The sequence below is a fragment of the Lactobacillus pasteurii DSM 23907 = CRBIP 24.76 genome (genome assembly GCF_000297025.1).
Classification (GTDB): domain Bacteria; phylum Bacillota; class Bacilli; order Lactobacillales; family Lactobacillaceae; genus Lactobacillus; species Lactobacillus pasteurii.
Genome location: NZ_CAKD01000023.1, coordinates 37,039 through 53,829 on the forward strand (window position 1 = coordinate 37,039; position 16,791 = coordinate 53,829).

Below are 16,791 nucleotides of genomic sequence, written 5' to 3' on the forward strand. Positions count from 1 at the left end.
AACCTTTATATTTAGAAATAATCTTTTCGATTCTTTTCAGAGTACTCTTCAGCAAAACTTTGCAAATCATAGAAATCAAGTAAATCAAGCTCATAATTTTCGCTTTCCTGATACTTTCGGATCAAGCTGTAGTCGTACTTTGGTTTGCCAGGATATTCCGTATCATAGACCATTAACGCACTGTCTGTATGTTTCAACATAAAATTTTGATAATTGCGTAATTGCGCTGGACTACTGTATGGAGTTTTGGAAGTTGATGCAAAGAAATCTACTTGATTTTTTAAATTTAAAAATTTGCTTTGATTTGAGTCATTCCACCTATCGGCAAAGTTTTCATATGGTATAATTACTGAAACTTTTAGAGGATACTCTTCTCTTAATTCAAGCGCGACCTCTGCTGCCCATTGTTCTGTTCCTAGGTTGGCTCCGGTAATAACCCAATCCAATGCGCCTTCCTCAAGTAGACTAACTAGGCGCTGCTTTAACGCATATTTTATAACTTGAATTTTAGGATCCTTATCGCCGAAAACATTAAGTTCATATGCTCGATAACCAGTAACCCATAGCCGTTCCATTTTTGTAAAATTGCCCCTTATTCAAAAAAAAGTTCTTTATTGCTATAATGCTAACAGGAGTGATAATGATGGTCAAATATCCTAATGGGTCTTTACCCATTTTTAATCAGGCTAAACAGCCGAAAATCAGAAAAAAGTATGAACATCGTAAAGGTGTCAACTTTTCGGATCGTGGGATGACTCTAGAACAACAAATTAATGAGTCTAATAAGTATTATTTAGAAAAAGAAATTGCCGTTGTTCATAAAAAGCCAACCCCAATTCAAATCGTTAAAGTTGACTATCCTCAAAGATCTAAGGCAGTAATTAAGGAAGCATATTTTAGACAAGCATCAACTACTGACTATAATGGTGTATATAAAGGATACTATTTGGATTTTGAAGCTAAAGAAACCAAAAATAAAACTAATTTTCCAATGAAGAACTTTCATGAACACCAGATTTATCATTTGGAAGCTTGTCTAAAACAAAATGGCATCTGTTTTACGATTATTGGATTTACCAGCTTGGGAAGATTTTTTGTAACGCCAGCTAGCTTTGTGATCCAGCAATGGTATAAAAAGCACAAAAGTTCAATGACTTTAGAGGAAATTGAGAATAATTCGATTGAAATTCAAAGTGGATTTCGACCAACAATTCCCTACTTAAATGCTGTTGACCAATTTATTACAGATAGGAAAAAAGATAATGGCAAATAATACAAATAATTCTAGGCGTAGAAGTTCTCCAAATAACGATAATCGAAGAAGTAGAAAGACGAACAGAAAATCCAGTGGTATCTGGGTCAAAGTTATTAAATGGCTATTTCTAGCAGTTTTAGTAGTGGTTGTCTCTGGCATTGGCCTTTTTGCGTACTATGCTAAAGACGCACCTAATATTAGCCAAGCTCAACTGCAAAGTGGCGGAACATCGAGTCTTTACACTAATGATGGCAAATTCTTACTGTCACTAGGTTCTGAAAAAAGAATTTATGTCAAAAATGAACAAATTCCTCAACTTTTAAAAGATGCAATTGTTTCTGTTGAAGATAAAAGATTCTATACCGACAAGCTTGGGGTTGATCCAATCAGAATTGCAGCTTCAGTCATTACTAATGCCAAAAGCAATAGTATTGCAGCTGGTGGTTCAACTATCACCCAGCAGCTCGTAAAATTGACGGTGTTTTCAACTGATGCATCTCAACGTACGCTAAAGCGTAAAGCTCAAGAAGCTTGGTTAGCTATGAAAATTCAAAGAGAATATTCAAAAGATCAAATTCTAGAGTTTTACATCAATAAGGTTTACATGAATTATGGAAACTATGGTATGGGAACAGCAGCAAATTACTACTACCATAAGTCTCTTAAGAAATTAGATCTTGCACAAACTGCCCTACTTGCCGGGATGCCAAATGCACCTGTAGCGTATGATCCATATCTTTATCCAAAGGATGCTAAATATCGAAGAGACGTTGTATTAAAGGCGATGCTCAATAATGATAAGATTAGCAAGCAACAATATGAGCAAGCTGTAAATGAAAGCATCACCAAAGGATTGAAGAAACATACGTCAAGTAGCGAATCTAAATTGCGCAAAATTGATGACCCTTATATCAAAGAAGTAATTTCTGAAGTTAAAAGCAAAGGCTTTGATCCTTATACTGATAACCTTAAGATCACAATCAATATTGATCAAAAAGCACAAAACAAGCTCTACAAACTAGCAAACGATGGAACTGTTCCATTCACAGACAACAAAATGCAAATCGGTGCAACCGTAATTGATCCTAATAATGGACACGTTGTTGCAATTCTGGGTGGTCGTCACCTGCCATCCATTCAGCTTGGTCTTGACCGTGCCGTTCAAACAGGTAGGTCAACAGGTTCTTCAATCAAACCTGTTTTGGATTATGCTCCTGCTATTCAATACTTAAACTGGTCAACAGCACATATTTTGGATGACAGCAAGTATGTATACCCTGGTACTAATATTCAGTTATATGACTGGGATAATAAATATATGGGCGACATGACCATGAGATATGCGCTTGAACAATCAAGAAACGTGCCAGCTGTTAAGACTTTAGCTGAAGTCGGGATGGCTCGGGCATCTGTTTTTGCTAAGAGAATGGGCGTCAATGTTTCAGCCAAGTCTGGCCTTTCTGTAGCCATTGGTGCTAACGCTTCAAGTTTACAAATGAGTGGTGCTTACTCTGCATTTGCGACTGGCGGTATTTACCATAAGCCACAGTTTGTATCGAAGATAGAAACTCCAGATGGCCTAACTAGAAATTACGATTCTAGTGGTGTTAGAGTCATGAAGAAGTCAACTGCTTACATGATTACTGACATGCTTAAAGGAGTAATTAAATCTGGATCTGGTACAAAAGCACAAATCGATGGTTTATATCAAGCTGGTAAAACAGGAACTGTTAAGTATTCTGATGAAGAATTAGCTAAGTACCCATCCTACGCTTCTACGCCAAAAGATTCATGGTTTGTTGGTTATACTAGAAGCTATGTAATGGGCGTTTGGACGGGTTATGATAATTTGAAGGATGGTTCAATTTTTGGAGATGGCCAATATTCTGCTCAGTTAATGTATAAGTACATGATGACTTATTTAATGCAATCCAAGAAAAACTTAAATTGGGAAAAACCATCTTCTGTTATCAGAGCAAAGATTGTTAAGAATTCTAACCCACCTGAAGTTGCATCTGCTGGCCAAAGTGGTCAATGGCAACTATTCGTTAGAGGTCATGCTCCTGCTGGAATCATTGATGATGCTAGCTATGACGAAGACGATGAAGAAACAGATACAAACGATGAACAAACTAATACTGTAACCACTCAGACTAGTTCTAGTCAAAGTAGTTCATCAAGTCAATCAAGTAGCTCTCGATCAAGTTCCTCTAGTTCAAGATCTTCATCTTCAAGTTCTCAAAGTAGTTCGTCTGCGCAATCAAATTCAAGCTCGTCTACAAGTCATAACAATGATTAATTAACAAAAAAGAATCTAGTGAATTGTTTGAAAAAACATCACTAGATTCTTTTGGTTTGTTCAATATTATTTTTTCTTAGTTAGATATGAATATGGATCTGGATTTTTAGCTCTGGCAGGCATAGTATATCTTCCAAAGTGGATCATTGCATGGTGAGTGTGAATCCACTCTTCTTTTGGCAATATCTCTTCTAGTCTTTTTTCGATCTCATGAGGCTTAGCATCCTGAGCAACAATTTTAAATTTCTTAGATATTCTAGCCACATGAGTATCGACAGCAATTGCAGGGATGCCAAATCCTTCAGCTAAGACGACATTGGCAGTTTTCTCTCCCACCCCAGGCAAAGACATCAAGATTTTCTTATCAGCAGGTATTTCGCTATTGTATTTATCTCGCAAAATCTTCGCTGTTGCTTTTAGATGTTTTGCTTTAGAGTGATACAAGCCGATTTTAGAAATATCATTCTCGATATCCTTAATATCTGCATCAGCCAAGTCACCAGGTGTTGGAAAATCCTCAATGAACTTTGGCATAACACTATTGACCATCTTATCAGTCGTTTGTGCACTCATTAAAACCGCACATAGTAAATGAAAATGGTTATCCCAATATAATTCGCCTTTTGCATCAGGATACATTGCACCGATTTGTTCCAAAACCTCACGTGCTTCTTGATCAGTTAACAGATTGCTAGTTTTATCCATAATTATCTATTCCTTTTCAAAAATCTGGATACATCTTCAGCTGTTTTTAAATTATGACGTTGCCAATTTAACAGAATTCGATCAACATATTTCAAACTGTATACCTGCGATAAAACTGACTCTCTTAAGGCTAATTCAATGATATCTGGTGAATAGTGGTCAGCTTCAATCCATGCAGCAATTTCTTCTCGTTCAATCGGACTAAGGTAACGCCCAAATTCAATTTCAAACTTTCTAAGCAAAAGATTTATTGGGCTATTGTCAATATTATCTGCAGGCTTAATTTCTTGTTTGTTGTCTGCTTTAATAACAACATTGTTAGTTAAGTATTCTTCTAATCGATCGTAAAGTCCAGCCAAACTGTAACAATTACCAATTCTTCCCTGATTATCAGTAATTTGTTCAATCGTTAGATAATTTTTTTCAATTAGTCGTTGAATTAATCCTGCAATTTCCGAAACAGACATGTTAGTATTAGCAGCAATTTTTTCATTAGAAGGAAAGTTATCTCCTTTTTGGAAAAAAGCTTCCAATTGAACAATTAAGACAAATTCTGCATCAGAAATATTCAATTTGGAATAATAAGCGATAAGTGAATTTTGCAGGGTAGAAAATCCTATTCGCCGATAATCATTGTAATTCATTCTTTTCCCTCACAGATAAAAGATAAAGAAAAAGCAGAAATAGTTAAACTATGCTCTGCTTTTTAACTGATCCATTATATTTTTTACTATGGGCGTAAACGATTAATAGTTCTTGGGAATGGAATTGCTTCACGAACGTGGTCTAAGTTACAAATCCAAGCAATTACACGTTCAAATCCCATACCAAATCCAGAGTGAGGAACACTACCGAACTTACGCAAGTCTAGGTACCATTCGTAATCGTCTAAGTTAAGTCCAGCTTCTTCAATTTGTGATTTCAAAGTTTCGTAATCACTTTCACGTTCAGAACCACCCATGATTTCGCCGTATCCTTCTGGTGCTAATACATCAGCACATAGGTATTCCTTAGGGTTTTCAGGATTCTTCTTCATATAGAATGGCTTGATAGCTGTTGGATAGTTAACAATGAAGAATGGACGGTCAAATTGCTCTGAAATGAATGCTTCGTCAGGTGCACCAAAGTCGTCACCCCACTTAAAGTCGCGACCAGCATCTTGAAGCATCTTAACAGCATCATCGTAGCTAAGTCTAGTAAAGTTACCTTCAGCAGTTGGGCGTAACTTTTCAGGATCTCTACCTAGCAACTTCAATTCGTAAAGGTTCTTTTCCAAAACTTGACCAGTAATGTATGCCAAAAGTCTTTCTTGAATATCAAGAGATTCATCTTGGTGCATCCAAGCCATTTCTGGTTCCATCATCCAAAATTCAGTCAAGTGACGACGGGTCTTAGATTCTTCAGCACGGAAAGTTGGACCAAAAGTAAAGATCTTACCGAATGCTTCAGCACCTACTTCACCGTATAATTGACCAGATTGTGATAAATATGCGTCATGGTCGAAGTATTCAGTATGGAATAATTCAGTAGTTCCTTCTGGAGCAGAGTGAACAAAGAAAGGAGCATCAAACTTGATGAAACCTTCTTTTTCAAAGAAGTCAACAGTTGCCTTAAACAAAGTGTTTCTAATTTGCATAATTGCAAAAGGACGACGACTTCTTAACCAAAGGTGGCGGTGATCCAATAAGAAATCAACACCGTGTTCCTTGTTAGTTACTGGGTATCCTTCATTGTTAGTAACAACTTCTAAATCAGAAATTTGGATTTCGTAACCAAAGTGTGAACGAGTATCTTCATGTACAGTACCTGTAATGTAGAAACTTGCTTCCTGGTACAAAGATTTTGCTGCTGCAAATACTTCTTCAGAAACGTTTTCTTTTCTAACAACACCTTGGAAAAATGCTGTACCATCACGCAACTGCAAAAAGATAATCTTTCCGCTTGAACGCTTATCAGTTAACCAAACATGCATTCTAACCTCTTCACCGACGTATTTGGAAGAGTCTTTAATTGAAATTAATTCTGTCATAAAATTACTATCCACCTTTTATTTTTACTGTCTATATGATACCAAAAAAACTATAAATTATCGACCTTGTTTATCTCAATTCCGTTTTTAAAATTATACATAACGTAGCCTAATTTATGATTGGAATTTTTATAAGCAATTTCCCAAACAGGATTACCTTGGTACCAGCCAAAATTAATAGAGCTGATAGATTTATTCCTGTAACTTTTTTTAAATTTATCAATAATTTCCGTCTGTGTAAAGCCTTTTTTTGCTTCATACAAGAAAGCCTTTTTGCTTTTAGGTAAATAGACAAAGTAATAACTTGCTTTTTTGTTGCTCTTGCCTGCCAAAGCGTAGCTATTTGTACCACGATTTAGATGATAATAACGATCAACTTGAACAATTGGTGTTTTTTGTTTAGCTACATTAAGCATCGTTTTGTCGTGGGTTCTACTTGTAGATCCTGCTTTATAAAAAACAAAGATGCTTCCGAAGAATAGAACTATTACTGCTACTAAGACTCCTAGGAGAAATCTAATTACCTGTCGTGTATCGTCTCTTAAAATCATAGTTTCTTTTCAACTTCATTCTTAAGTTTTTTTTGCGGAATAATTTTGGCCTCTACCGGTATGGTCTCAATAAATTCATGACCATATCTTTGAGTAAGAATTCTTGAATCTAAAACGGTAAATCTACCCGAATCATATTCACCACGAATCAACCTACCTATTCCTTGTCTAAAGCGAATTACCGCTCTAGGTAAAGTATCATTCTCAAAGAAATTGATATTTTGGTTAGCCAAAAATTCTTGTCTCAAATGTACTTCTGGTAAATCTGGTGACTCAAATGGCAATCTTGTTACAATCACATCATCAATCCCGCAATCATGGAAATCGATTCCTTCCCAAAAGCTATCTGCTCCCAATAAAATGGTCTTTGGCGCAATAGAAAATCTCTTAGCGATCTTGTTATTAGAACCTGTAACCCCCTGCCCTAATAACTCATAATCCTTGATTTCTTCATAAGAAACAAGCTTCTCAAAAACCTGCTTAATCTGATCAAGATTGGTCATCAGAACCAATACGTGCGAGCTTTGGGTAAAATTCTGAGCAATAACTTTCGCCAGATTATCAGCATAAGCCGGAGAATTTGGATCTGGCATATCTTCTATGATAAACGCCTTTAGCTTATCCTCAAAATTAAAAGTACTATTTCCAATATAAGTAAGAGGATCTAACTGTTCAATTGCAAGCTGCCTAATTGAATAATCAAATTTATCATTATCAGTTAGTGTAGCACTTATGAACAACAAATGATCGAATCGACTATAAATTTGTTCCAATTCTTCTGAGACATCTAACATTAGCCAATGTAAATTGGTACTTAGTGGATCCTCATTATTAGTAATATTTAGAATAAATCCTTTTTCTTGCAGATGATCTTTATCATTCAGCATATCTACAAATTGATAGCTTTTTTCAAGATATAAATCAAGCTGATCAAGAACATCAGTCAATTCATTCAAAATACTATTGTTATTAATAATAAAAACATTATCTTCTTGATACAATCGATCCATGATATTGCTAGTTGCCTGACGAACTTCTTCAAGTTGAACTTCAAATTTTGAAAATTCCTGAAAAATTGGGCTGTTGTCAGGAAATAGTGTTTTTCCTAAGAAACTTACTTTGACACTATCGTTTGGCAGCTGAGTATAATCACTATCATCTGCTGGTTTATAATACAGATATTTCTGTAATGAGTTGATAGTATAGATCAAATCCAAAATTTTACTATCAAGCTTCTGAATTCTTAAATTGAAACCTAGATCATCGTTCAAGATATTTTGAATACTATCATCAGAGAAAGTAAGCAGATTGCGCAAGTGGCTCAAAGTTCCCCAAATCGCTTCAAACTGCAAAGCATCATTGCGTGAACTCAAAACATTATCACTAAATCTATGAGCCTCATCAATTACTAGATAAGGATTCTGTCCCCAAATATTATCAGTGAAGTGGTTGGCTAGGTATGCATGGTTCGTGATTAAGATGTCAGCTGTCTCTTGGCGCTGTCTAGCTAAATTCCAAAAGTCAACTTTAGCAAAATGCGTTCCAACACGTGCATCACCTGGATGAGTTATCTGATTAAACAATGGGCTATTGTAATTTGTTAATTGTAGTTCATCAAGGTCACCAGTTTTTGTTTTAGTCAGCCAAACCAAGATTCGCATTTTCAGAACTAAACTAGCTCTATTTTGAGTATCCTTAAAGATACTCTGAACAAATCCGTCCAAATCAATATAATGTCGGCTCGACTTCACTATTTCAGCTCTAATATCCAATTTGGTTATATCAAGAAGTTGTGGAATTTCTTTTTTTAAGATTTGTTCCTGCAAGATTTTGGTAGGCGTAGCGATCACTAGTTTTCGGCTAGAATACAAACTATAAGCGTAAGCAAACAAGTAAGAAAACGTTTTTCCTGTACCGTTAGGCGATTCTACGATCATCGCACGTTCAAAGTCATCGTCAACAAACTGATGAATCTTGTTAATTAGTTTTATCTGTTCTTGACGATAGTTAAGCTTTCCTTTGAGCAGTTTCCTTTTTTCTGCATCACTTGTTGGAAAAGTTTTATCAGTAGCTACTTCGTTAGTATTTCCGACTATCTGACGTTGCAAAACGATATTTCGAATTTGAATGTAGTCTTTAGATAAAGGATAACGATGTTGACGATAATCGTCTGCAATTTTCTTAAAGATCCAAGATGTATCTCTAACAAGTCCCCGAGCAAGAGAACTCAATGTGTTTAAAGTGGCCTGAGGTAGTTTCTCGAATTGCTGGATACACTCAATCAATAAAATGGCGGTTCCATAAGCATCAGAATCTGCCTTATGAGGATCTGTATGTTTAATTCCTAAACTAGATGTCAGATCGCTCAGCTTGTATGATGGCAAGGTCGGAAAGGCAATTTTAGCTAATTCAACTGTATCAATGGCTCTATTTGTCAATGCTTCATAGCCATGTTGCGTCAATTCGTAGTTTAAAAATGGTAAGTCAAAGGCAACATTATGAGCTACAAAAGTAGTTCCTTCTAGAATTTCTACTATCTTTTGAGCATAATGAGAAAAATCTGGTTGATTAGCCACATCCTCATTGGTGATTCCAGTCAAATTTTGAATGGACATTGGAATATCACAATTAGGATTGATCATGAAAGAATAGGTTTTCACAACCTTCATTTTTTTGACAATTGCACATCCAAATTGAATGATATGATTACCATTTTCCCTTTGGGTCCCCGTTGTCTCTAGATCTACAACTGCAAATGTCTCATCATCAAAAATTTGCGACATTAGTTAATCCCTATTCCTTTCTACTAACTAAACTATTTCTACTATCTCCTGCGCATCAAGTAAAATCAAATACTTAGCCTTTACCTTTAAATTGCTAAATGAAGTTAAAGCTTGTTCATACAAGCGCAATTGTCCTTGATACTTTTGCTTGATCAATTCAATTGCTGAATCTAAATTCTTTTTATCAACATAATCAGTCTTATAGTCAAATAAAATGATACCATCATCTTCAACAAAATATCCATCTATCGTACCGTGAACCAGGATTTTTGCATTTTCATCAGAGAAATCATCAAATAATTTCTTAGCAGGCAATAAGCTTGAAAAGTCTATTTCACGGAAAAGCTTATCCGGATTTTCTCTAAACTTCTGCGCAAATTCGCCTCTAACAAACCATTTAATCTGATCTAGATGTAAGTGAGGGATGATATTTGGATTCAATTTATGTTGATCAACCAATTGCTGAATCTCTAGCTCCAATTGTTGGTCTGAAGCATCAAGCGTGTAATCATAATACTGCAAAACAGTATGTGTAGCCGTACCAATATCCGCCCCAGTAAATTTGTCATTAAACAAAAATGCTGGTCTAGTATCGATTGGCTGCAAAAATCGATTGTTTGATTTATCCATATGGGCGTTTTCTAGTTCAACCTCAACAGGATCATTAAAAATCCGCTTGATTTCAGAAACTGCCTGATAGGCTGTTGTGGTGCTGGCATCTTTAAATTTGTAATTAAAATCAAATAGTCTACTTGATGTTTTTAACAATAAAGAGTTGCTAGTTTCAGTATCTTTGTCAAGTTTTTTAGGCTCAGGTTGTTGATACTCATCACTGTTAAAGTCCAAGTATAGAACTTCTTCTTTTTGATCTAATTCTTTCGAAATTTCAGAGATCTTTTGACTAGCGTGCTTGTCAAAAGCTAGTGCCTGTCCTACAAAATCTAGTGGACATTTAGCATTTAGCTTATCCTGTAGAATCATTTGCTTTTGGTTAGGCTTAGCACTCCATTCAGCCACTTTTTTATCGAAGCCAGGAATTTCCGTAACAAGAACAAGTTTTTGTTTTGCTCTAGTTAAAGCGACATATAAAATTCTACTTTCTTCTTCAATGATTTGTCTACGTTTTTCAATATTTCCTAAGGCTTTGAGCAAAGAATCAGCTCGATAATGGTCTTGTTTAACTGATATGCCCAAGCCAGTTGAATTAATAACATAATCACCAGTTAAATCTTTAGTTTGATAGCGATGCTCTAAGCCAATGTAGAATACTATTGGAAATTCTAGTCCCTTCGATCCGTGAATCGTCATCAGCTTAACCGCATTTTCGGCTTCTTGGGATAATAACGGCTGAGCTAAATCTTTTTGGCTTCGGCGCATGCGTTCAATGAAATTAATAAATTGATATAAACCTTTGAAGCCAGCAGATTCATAGGATGCTGCACGCTCATACAGAGTCTCAAGATTTACTCGTCTTTGCTTACCGTTTGGCAAGGCGGTCATTATTTCTAACAGCCCTGTTCGCTCATATACGCTCCAGATCAATTCAGAAATCCGATGACTTACTGCAAAGTCTCGCAATGATTCTAACTGGTTGAGGAAGTTTTTGATCTTGATACTCAAATCATCATTAACTGAGATATATGAAAGCAAAGCTTGATAAAAACTTGACTGTTTATTGTTAATCCTTATCTTTGCCAGTTCAGGTTCGTTAAATGAAAAAATTGGTGACCGCAAGACTGAGACCAAAGGAATGTCTTGATCAGGATTATCAATTATCTTCAGGTAATTCATAATAACAGTCAATTCAAAAGTCTGGAAGTAGTTAGCCGCATCGCTGACAAAAAGCGGGATGTTGCTTTGGGCAAATTCTTGCATAATATCCAAGTTGTTGCTTCTGCTTCGAGTTAAAATCGCTATATCGCTATACCTAAAGTCCCGACTTTCACCTGTTTTAGCATCATAAATTTGAAGTCCTTCGCGTTTGAATTGATTGATTCGCTCAATAACCATTTGAACTTCTGAATAAGAAATATCATCTGATTCATCATTTTCAGTAGCTTTTCCGCTCTCTTTTTTATGATAGATGATTTCGCTAGATTGCTCTAACTTTTCAGGATAGTAGCTTGCCCCAAAAATCAACTGTCCTTCACTGGTATAGTCAATTCCACCAAAGTCTGTAGTCATAATTGTATTAAAAATGCCGTTGACCAAGCTAACGACTGGACGACTAGAACGGAAATTGTCCTTTAAAATAATCCGCATTTTTTTCGACTGATCAGAATTGCCGAAATCATGATACTTCTTTAAAAACAAACTAGGTTCGGCCTGTCTAAAACCATAGATTGATTGTTTGACGTCACCAACCATAAAAAGAGTATTCTGTTTGTCATCTTTTAAAAGTTGGATAATTCTTTCTTGAAGTTCATTGATGTCCTGATACTCATCGACTAGGATCTCTTTAAATTTGCTTTGATAAAACTCTTGTGCAAGCTTTGCATTGGAAGTATCTTGACTCAAAATTTCGTAAGCCAGTTGTTCCATATCAGTAAAGTCAAGATAATTCTGTTCTCTCTTGAGAGCATTAAAGCGATCAATTAGAGCTAATTCTGCTTTAGAAATTGCTTTGACGATTTTATGTGCCTTTTGCAAAATCTCTTGTTGTTCATCTTCTGAATTAATATAAATTGTTGCAAAGGTATTGAAAATCAAGTCTCTGGCTTCTTGTTTAAAGCTCATTATGTCTTGTTGATAGAATTCTTGTATATCTTCTGGCCATTTTTTACTAATTCTGAAGTCTACAAATACACATGATCTTAAAGCCTCTCGTTGATGGTCAAACGACTCATCATTAGTTAAAGCCTCAAGATAATTAGTTAAACTTGATTGAAAAATAGTAAAACTGTCTCTTACTTTAGCAAGCTCCTTGCTTTCCATGAATGATGTTTCAAGCAAGGCATCATTTTTCTTTTTTAAATCAGAAAAAATCGTCGATAAATATTGCTTTAGCTCTTTTTGCCATAGATCAGCTTTTACCAAAGTCTGATCATCTAAAGCATAGTCATTTGGCAACTGCTGCAACCATTGTCGATAGTCAGGCTTAGCCATGGCAAAGTTATATAGATCTAACAACAAATTGCGCGGGCCTTCTGCATCACGGTCTCCGGCAAAATTGTCATAAAAGGCTAAAAAATCTTCGTCCTTGTTTTCTAAAAATTCTGTTTCAATATCTTTTAGTGCACGTTCTTTTAAAAGAGCAGCTTGAGTTTCGTCAGTCAAGATATTAAAGCTAGGATCAATATCAACGGCATAGTAAAAGCGGTGAATTACATCCAAACAGAAAGCATCGATTGTTGAAATGTTTGCTGTATCGACGTTGTTCAACTGGTTTTTTAAATAAACTTTATCGCTATCTGGTTCATACATCTTCCTAAGTAGTTCACGCTTGATTCGATCTTTCATTTCAGCTGCGGCTGCCTTAGTAAACGTAACAATTAAAAGTTGATCTACACCTACACCCGAAATGATTTCCTTTAACACTCTTTGAACCAAGACTGTTGTTTTTCCTGAACCGGCTGAAGCGGAAACCAAAATATCATGATTTCGATCATTGATCGCTAATTCTTGTTCCTTAGTATATGGCATTAATCTTCATCCTTTTTCTGTAATCGCTCTTTTATTTGGTTCAATAAATCCTTCTTGTTTATCTTGCTGATATTGTGATATTTATTTTGTCTAAGCATAGCATCGAAGAAGAAGACGTCTCGGTAATCAGAATAAGTCAATGCATTACTACTATTACCGTACTTAAATGGATTCATTTCAATTTCACCAGATAAAATTTTCTTGGCAGCTTGCTTGATTAGGTATTCATTATATTCCAGTAAAAGCTGCATTTCTGTGTCACTGAAATTAGTCTCTCCGGTAATTGAGAATTCACCATTCTTTCTTACAGAAAGTCCAGAGTAAAGACGTTTATCCTTATCTCCATCTTTGAGCAAAAGCGGTTCAGCCTGCTTAAGATTATCCGGATTATTAGAAATGATCCCTGTATATTCAAGCCTGGATCTGCTATCTAAGAGCTTTTTCTTTACGTTAAATGCTTTATCAATAGACTGCTTAGAGTTTATTTTATCAAGCTTATGAGTAACAGTTTGATAAAAGGCCCCTAGTAATGAAAGGTCATTATTGCCCGTAAAGAAGTTCTTATTGCGCTCTAAGACATCTAAGTATGAAATCATCTGCAATGAAATTCCATTGTAGAACATACCCAAATCAAAACTCTTAGCTGAAGATTTATAGTCAATAACCTGTGCGAGAATTCGATTGCTATCAGAAAAAGGCGCCAGGTCTACCCGATCGATCTTACCACGCAAATTGACAGCATGCTTATCTGATAAATCAGGCAGATCAAGATTGATTCCTTGAATTTTTTCGCCAAAACCAAAGGCCAATTCTGAATATCTAGGTCGAAGCGGCGTTCTTTGTAGACGTTTATACCAGCTAACTGCCACATCTGACGTTGTTTTATCTAGACAATCAAACAAGTATCGATTGAATGGATCATTCATTAGCTGAGCATAACGCCCTTCTTCTTTCATGACTGCTCGAATATCACTTAAGCTTTTTTCTAGCTCTAACTCTGAAATCTCTGATAAATCAAGTTTTCTTTGTTGTAAATATTTAACCAAGCGATCAAAGGTCTCATGGAAATAATTACCCGCTTGAATCACATCAAACTCATTTTTGAATCTTCTTCTTAATTTCAAACCATAGTTCAAGAAGTATTCATAGGAGTTCTCATAAAAAGTCTCTAGTTGTGAAACTGAAGAATTTAGGCGCTCGCCATAAAGCTCTTTAGCTAGATCAATACCAAGATTTTGAGGCTTATTGTCAAATTGACTAGCTTCAATGATATTTTCTTCTAGCTTAGGCAAATATTCCCTTGAAATAGCTAATAACTCATCTAAAGTCTTGCTTGGTTCAATACTATTAAGGTATGCCAAATATCCAAGAGTTGCTTCAGGACTAGTCACAAAATACAATAAATCGTTCAATTTATCTGGCAAATCATGCTGAGCAAATTCAAGTGCACCAGCTTGTGCAAATTTTCGATAAAAGATGGAAGGATCTAGTTTTTCATTTGAAGCATTCAAAACAGGATACGTCAAATATACTCGGTCTTGTGCTAAAACTAGTGCCAAACCAAATTGATAGTCTTGATCTAGGTTGTTAATCTTTTGTTGGTCTTCAATATATGCTTCATCACTAAAAGATTTGGCTAAGTCATCCAAGTTTTCGCTGCTCAAAAATCCAGGCGTTTTACTGATGTTAGGCAAGTTAGCACTAGTTACGCCAATGATGAAAACCTGTTTGTAGCCAGTAGCCTGCACCATTCCTAGTTCAGAGATATTGACCGCATCCAAAGTAGATGGAATTTGCGAAAAGTTAGCTTCTTTGAAAGCAGAAATAAGCATCTCAAAAAAGCCATTTGCTTCAAACTCAACTGGATTAATCAATAAGTAGTCCTGGAATAAGGTCATTAATAATGACCATAGCTGCTCGGGTTGCTGTGCTTGTTGTAAGTCGCCTGCATCGCTATCGCGCTCTCGCCACTGCTCTAATCGTTTAGGGATGCCACAATCAACTAAAAAGTCGAAAAAGATTCTCAAAGCTTGCTTGCTATCAGTTTCTTGATTGAGGTCTTGAATCAGCTTGCTGATTTTATCAATAACATACGATCTTAGTTGATCTAATCTTGCTACCTCATCTGGATATTTATCTAATCTAATAACGTTGTTGTTCAAAAAGCTAGATAAATCCTTTAACCAAAGATTATGGTTGATTCCATGTGCTAAGACAAAGTTTTCTAGTGAATCGACATCCTTAAGATATAAAGATTCATTTTGATACCAATCTGGGATGAGCAATCGAGTTTTTAAGATTGCAATAATATTAGCAGTTTGGTAATTATTTTTGAGCATATCCGCAAGATTTTCGATTAAAATAACTAATGGATGATACTTCATCTCTTGTTGGAGATCATTGAAGAAAGGAATCTTGTTTTGACGCAAAATTGGCGCCAAATAAGTTTCGTATTCCTTCAAATTAGATGCAAGGATCAAAAAGTCTTTGAAGCGGTAATTGTTTAAGGCAACTTGCTGGTAAATGGTTCTAGCGACAAAATATGCTTCGGCATAACGCGAATCTGCTTTTACAAGCTGAATCTGATCAAAATCTGACAGATCATCTGTAGCGCCAATCCAAAAAGCATTCAGTAGTTCTTTGCCATTTTGTTTTGGGGCTAGAGGCAATTCTTCTATATCGAAATTCAATGAACGTTTGCTAGCAAAGTCAATCAAACGGTTAATTGTTTGTTGGATAACATAATCATAGTCACCTGCTTCTGGATTTGGTCTCAAATTGCCAAGGCCAGTTTTAAATGCTAGCGTTATATTTTGCGCTCTAAGCATCAGCAATTTGATAGTTAAACTCTCTTGCAAAGAAAAGTGAGAAAAGTCCGTAAAATAAAAGCTACTTTGAGATAAGTTGGCCTTACTCAATGCATCGTTTAATTGTAATTGGATCTCATTTTTGGTTACAAATTTGTCAGCAATTTCTTCGATAAAGGCTTGATAAATGATTTTGAGGTCATGAATTTTGTTCCTAGTTTCAAGATTAAGAGCATCTGTATCTATTTCGTCTAAATCCAAATTGCCTTCATAGACTTGCAAAATTGTCTTATAGATTTGATCTACTAAGCCGGAGTTAACATTCACATATTTAAACAGCAAAAATTCATCATGATGCTTGCGAATTATTCTACTCAATAACATTGCTGCAGCGGCATCGTCAAGCTGGGTTTGCATACCCTTTTCTTGATCTTTTAAAAAGTACCAGGCCAATCTTGAAAAAGATAAAACTTGTAAATTTTTGACTGCAACGCTACTTGCATTTTCTAATTTTGCTAGTTTAGATATTGCTTTAACTTCTGTGGTAAACTTAATATGATTTGGGACAATTATAAAGGTTAATTTGTCTGGATTTTGCTGGTAGTGTTGTACAGCTCGATCCAGGATTATTTCTTGTAATGGGTCAGTTTGACGACCAGTTAAAAAGTTAATCATTGTTTTTTAGCTCCTTGCAATTTATTTTAGCATAGAGTATTTCGA

General features: G+C 35.6%; 10 protein-coding genes. 2 read left to right on the forward strand and 8 right to left on the reverse strand.

Going from position 1 to position 16,791, the window contains the following annotated elements; translation table 11 throughout:
• Positions 1–11 precede the first annotated feature (11 nt).
• Entirely contained in the window at positions 12–575 is a 564-nt protein-coding gene (locus BN53_RS06410; protein ID WP_009560124.1) for an SLOG family protein, read from the reverse strand.
• Between the two features lie 68 nt (positions 576–643).
• Between BN53_RS06410 and recU the strand changes: the two genes are divergently transcribed.
• On the forward strand, positions 644–1,273 hold the full coding sequence (recU, locus tag BN53_RS06415; RefSeq protein WP_009560125.1) for a Holliday junction resolvase RecU: 630 nt from the start codon (positions 644–646) through the stop codon (positions 1,271–1,273).
• On the forward strand, positions 1,263–3,554 hold the full coding sequence (locus tag BN53_RS06420; RefSeq protein ID WP_009560126.1) for a PBP1A family penicillin-binding protein: 2,292 nt from the start codon (positions 1,263–1,265) through the stop codon (positions 3,552–3,554). The genes recU and BN53_RS06420 overlap by 11 nt, the downstream gene beginning before the upstream one ends.
• A 66-nt stretch (positions 3,555–3,620) precedes the next feature.
• On the opposite strand, the gene nth is transcribed toward BN53_RS06420, so the two are convergent.
• From nth to BN53_RS06455, 7 genes are all read right to left on the reverse strand, one after another.
• The gene (gene nth, locus BN53_RS06425; RefSeq protein WP_009560127.1) at positions 3,621–4,259 is read right to left on the reverse strand and encodes an endonuclease III; all 639 of its coding nucleotides are present in this window, start codon (positions 4,257–4,259) and stop codon (positions 3,621–3,623) included.
• A 2-nt stretch (positions 4,260–4,261) separates the two neighbouring features.
• Positions 4,262–4,903 carry a DnaD domain protein gene (locus tag BN53_RS06430; protein WP_009560128.1) on the reverse strand — a complete coding sequence of 214 codons (642 nt, stop codon included), beginning with the start codon at positions 4,901–4,903 and terminating at the stop codon, positions 4,262–4,264.
• Between the two features lie 86 nt (positions 4,904–4,989).
• Positions 4,990–6,288, reverse strand: a complete 1,299-nt coding sequence (gene asnS, locus BN53_RS06435) for an asparagine--tRNA ligase (protein ID WP_009560129.1) — start codon at positions 6,286–6,288, stop codon at positions 4,990–4,992.
• Positions 6,289–6,338: 50 nt separating this feature from the next.
• A complete protein-coding gene (locus tag BN53_RS06440) occupies positions 6,339–6,836 on the reverse strand; it encodes a hypothetical protein (protein ID WP_040537387.1) in 498 nt (165 codons plus the stop codon).
• The gene (locus BN53_RS06445; protein ID WP_009560131.1) at positions 6,836–9,622 is read right to left on the reverse strand and encodes a helicase C-terminal domain-containing protein; all 2,787 of its coding nucleotides are present in this window, start codon (positions 9,620–9,622) and stop codon (positions 6,836–6,838) included. Before BN53_RS06445 ends, BN53_RS06440 begins: the two co-directional genes overlap by 1 nt.
• A 27-nt stretch (positions 9,623–9,649) precedes the next feature.
• Entirely contained in the window at positions 9,650–13,264 is a 3,615-nt protein-coding gene (gene addA, locus BN53_RS06450; RefSeq protein WP_009560132.1) for a helicase-exonuclease AddAB subunit AddA, read from the reverse strand.
• Complete coding sequence (locus tag BN53_RS06455) at positions 13,264–16,746, reverse strand: PD-(D/E)XK nuclease family protein (protein ID WP_009560133.1); 3,483 nt, start codon at positions 16,744–16,746, stop codon at positions 13,264–13,266. Before BN53_RS06455 ends, addA begins: the two co-directional genes overlap by 1 nt.
• Positions 16,747–16,791: the final 45 nt, after the last annotated feature.

Coding starts and splice junctions, on each gene's coding strand:
- BN53_RS06410 (WP_009560124.1), bottom strand. CDS start 575: ATGGAACGGCTATGGGTTACTGGTTATCGAGCATATGAACTTAATGTT.
- recU (WP_009560125.1), top strand. CDS start 644: ATGGTCAAATATCCTAATGGGTCTTTACCCATTTTTAATCAGGCTAAA.
- BN53_RS06420 (WP_009560126.1), top strand. CDS start 1,263: ATGGCAAATAATACAAATAATTCTAGGCGTAGAAGTTCTCCAAATAAC.
- nth (WP_009560127.1), bottom strand. CDS start 4,259: ATGGATAAAACTAGCAATCTGTTAACTGATCAAGAAGCACGTGAGGTT.
- BN53_RS06430 (WP_009560128.1), bottom strand. CDS start 4,903: ATGAATTACAATGATTATCGGCGAATAGGATTTTCTACCCTGCAAAAT.
- asnS (WP_009560129.1), bottom strand. CDS start 6,288: ATGACAGAATTAATTTCAATTAAAGACTCTTCCAAATACGTCGGTGAA.
- BN53_RS06445 (WP_009560131.1), bottom strand. CDS start 9,622: ATGTCGCAAATTTTTGATGATGAGACATTTGCAGTTGTAGATCTAGAG.
- addA (WP_009560132.1), bottom strand. CDS start 13,264: ATGCCATATACTAAGGAACAAGAATTAGCGATCAATGATCGAAATCAT.
- BN53_RS06455 (WP_009560133.1), bottom strand. CDS start 16,746: ATGATTAACTTTTTAACTGGTCGTCAAACTGACCCATTACAAGAAATA.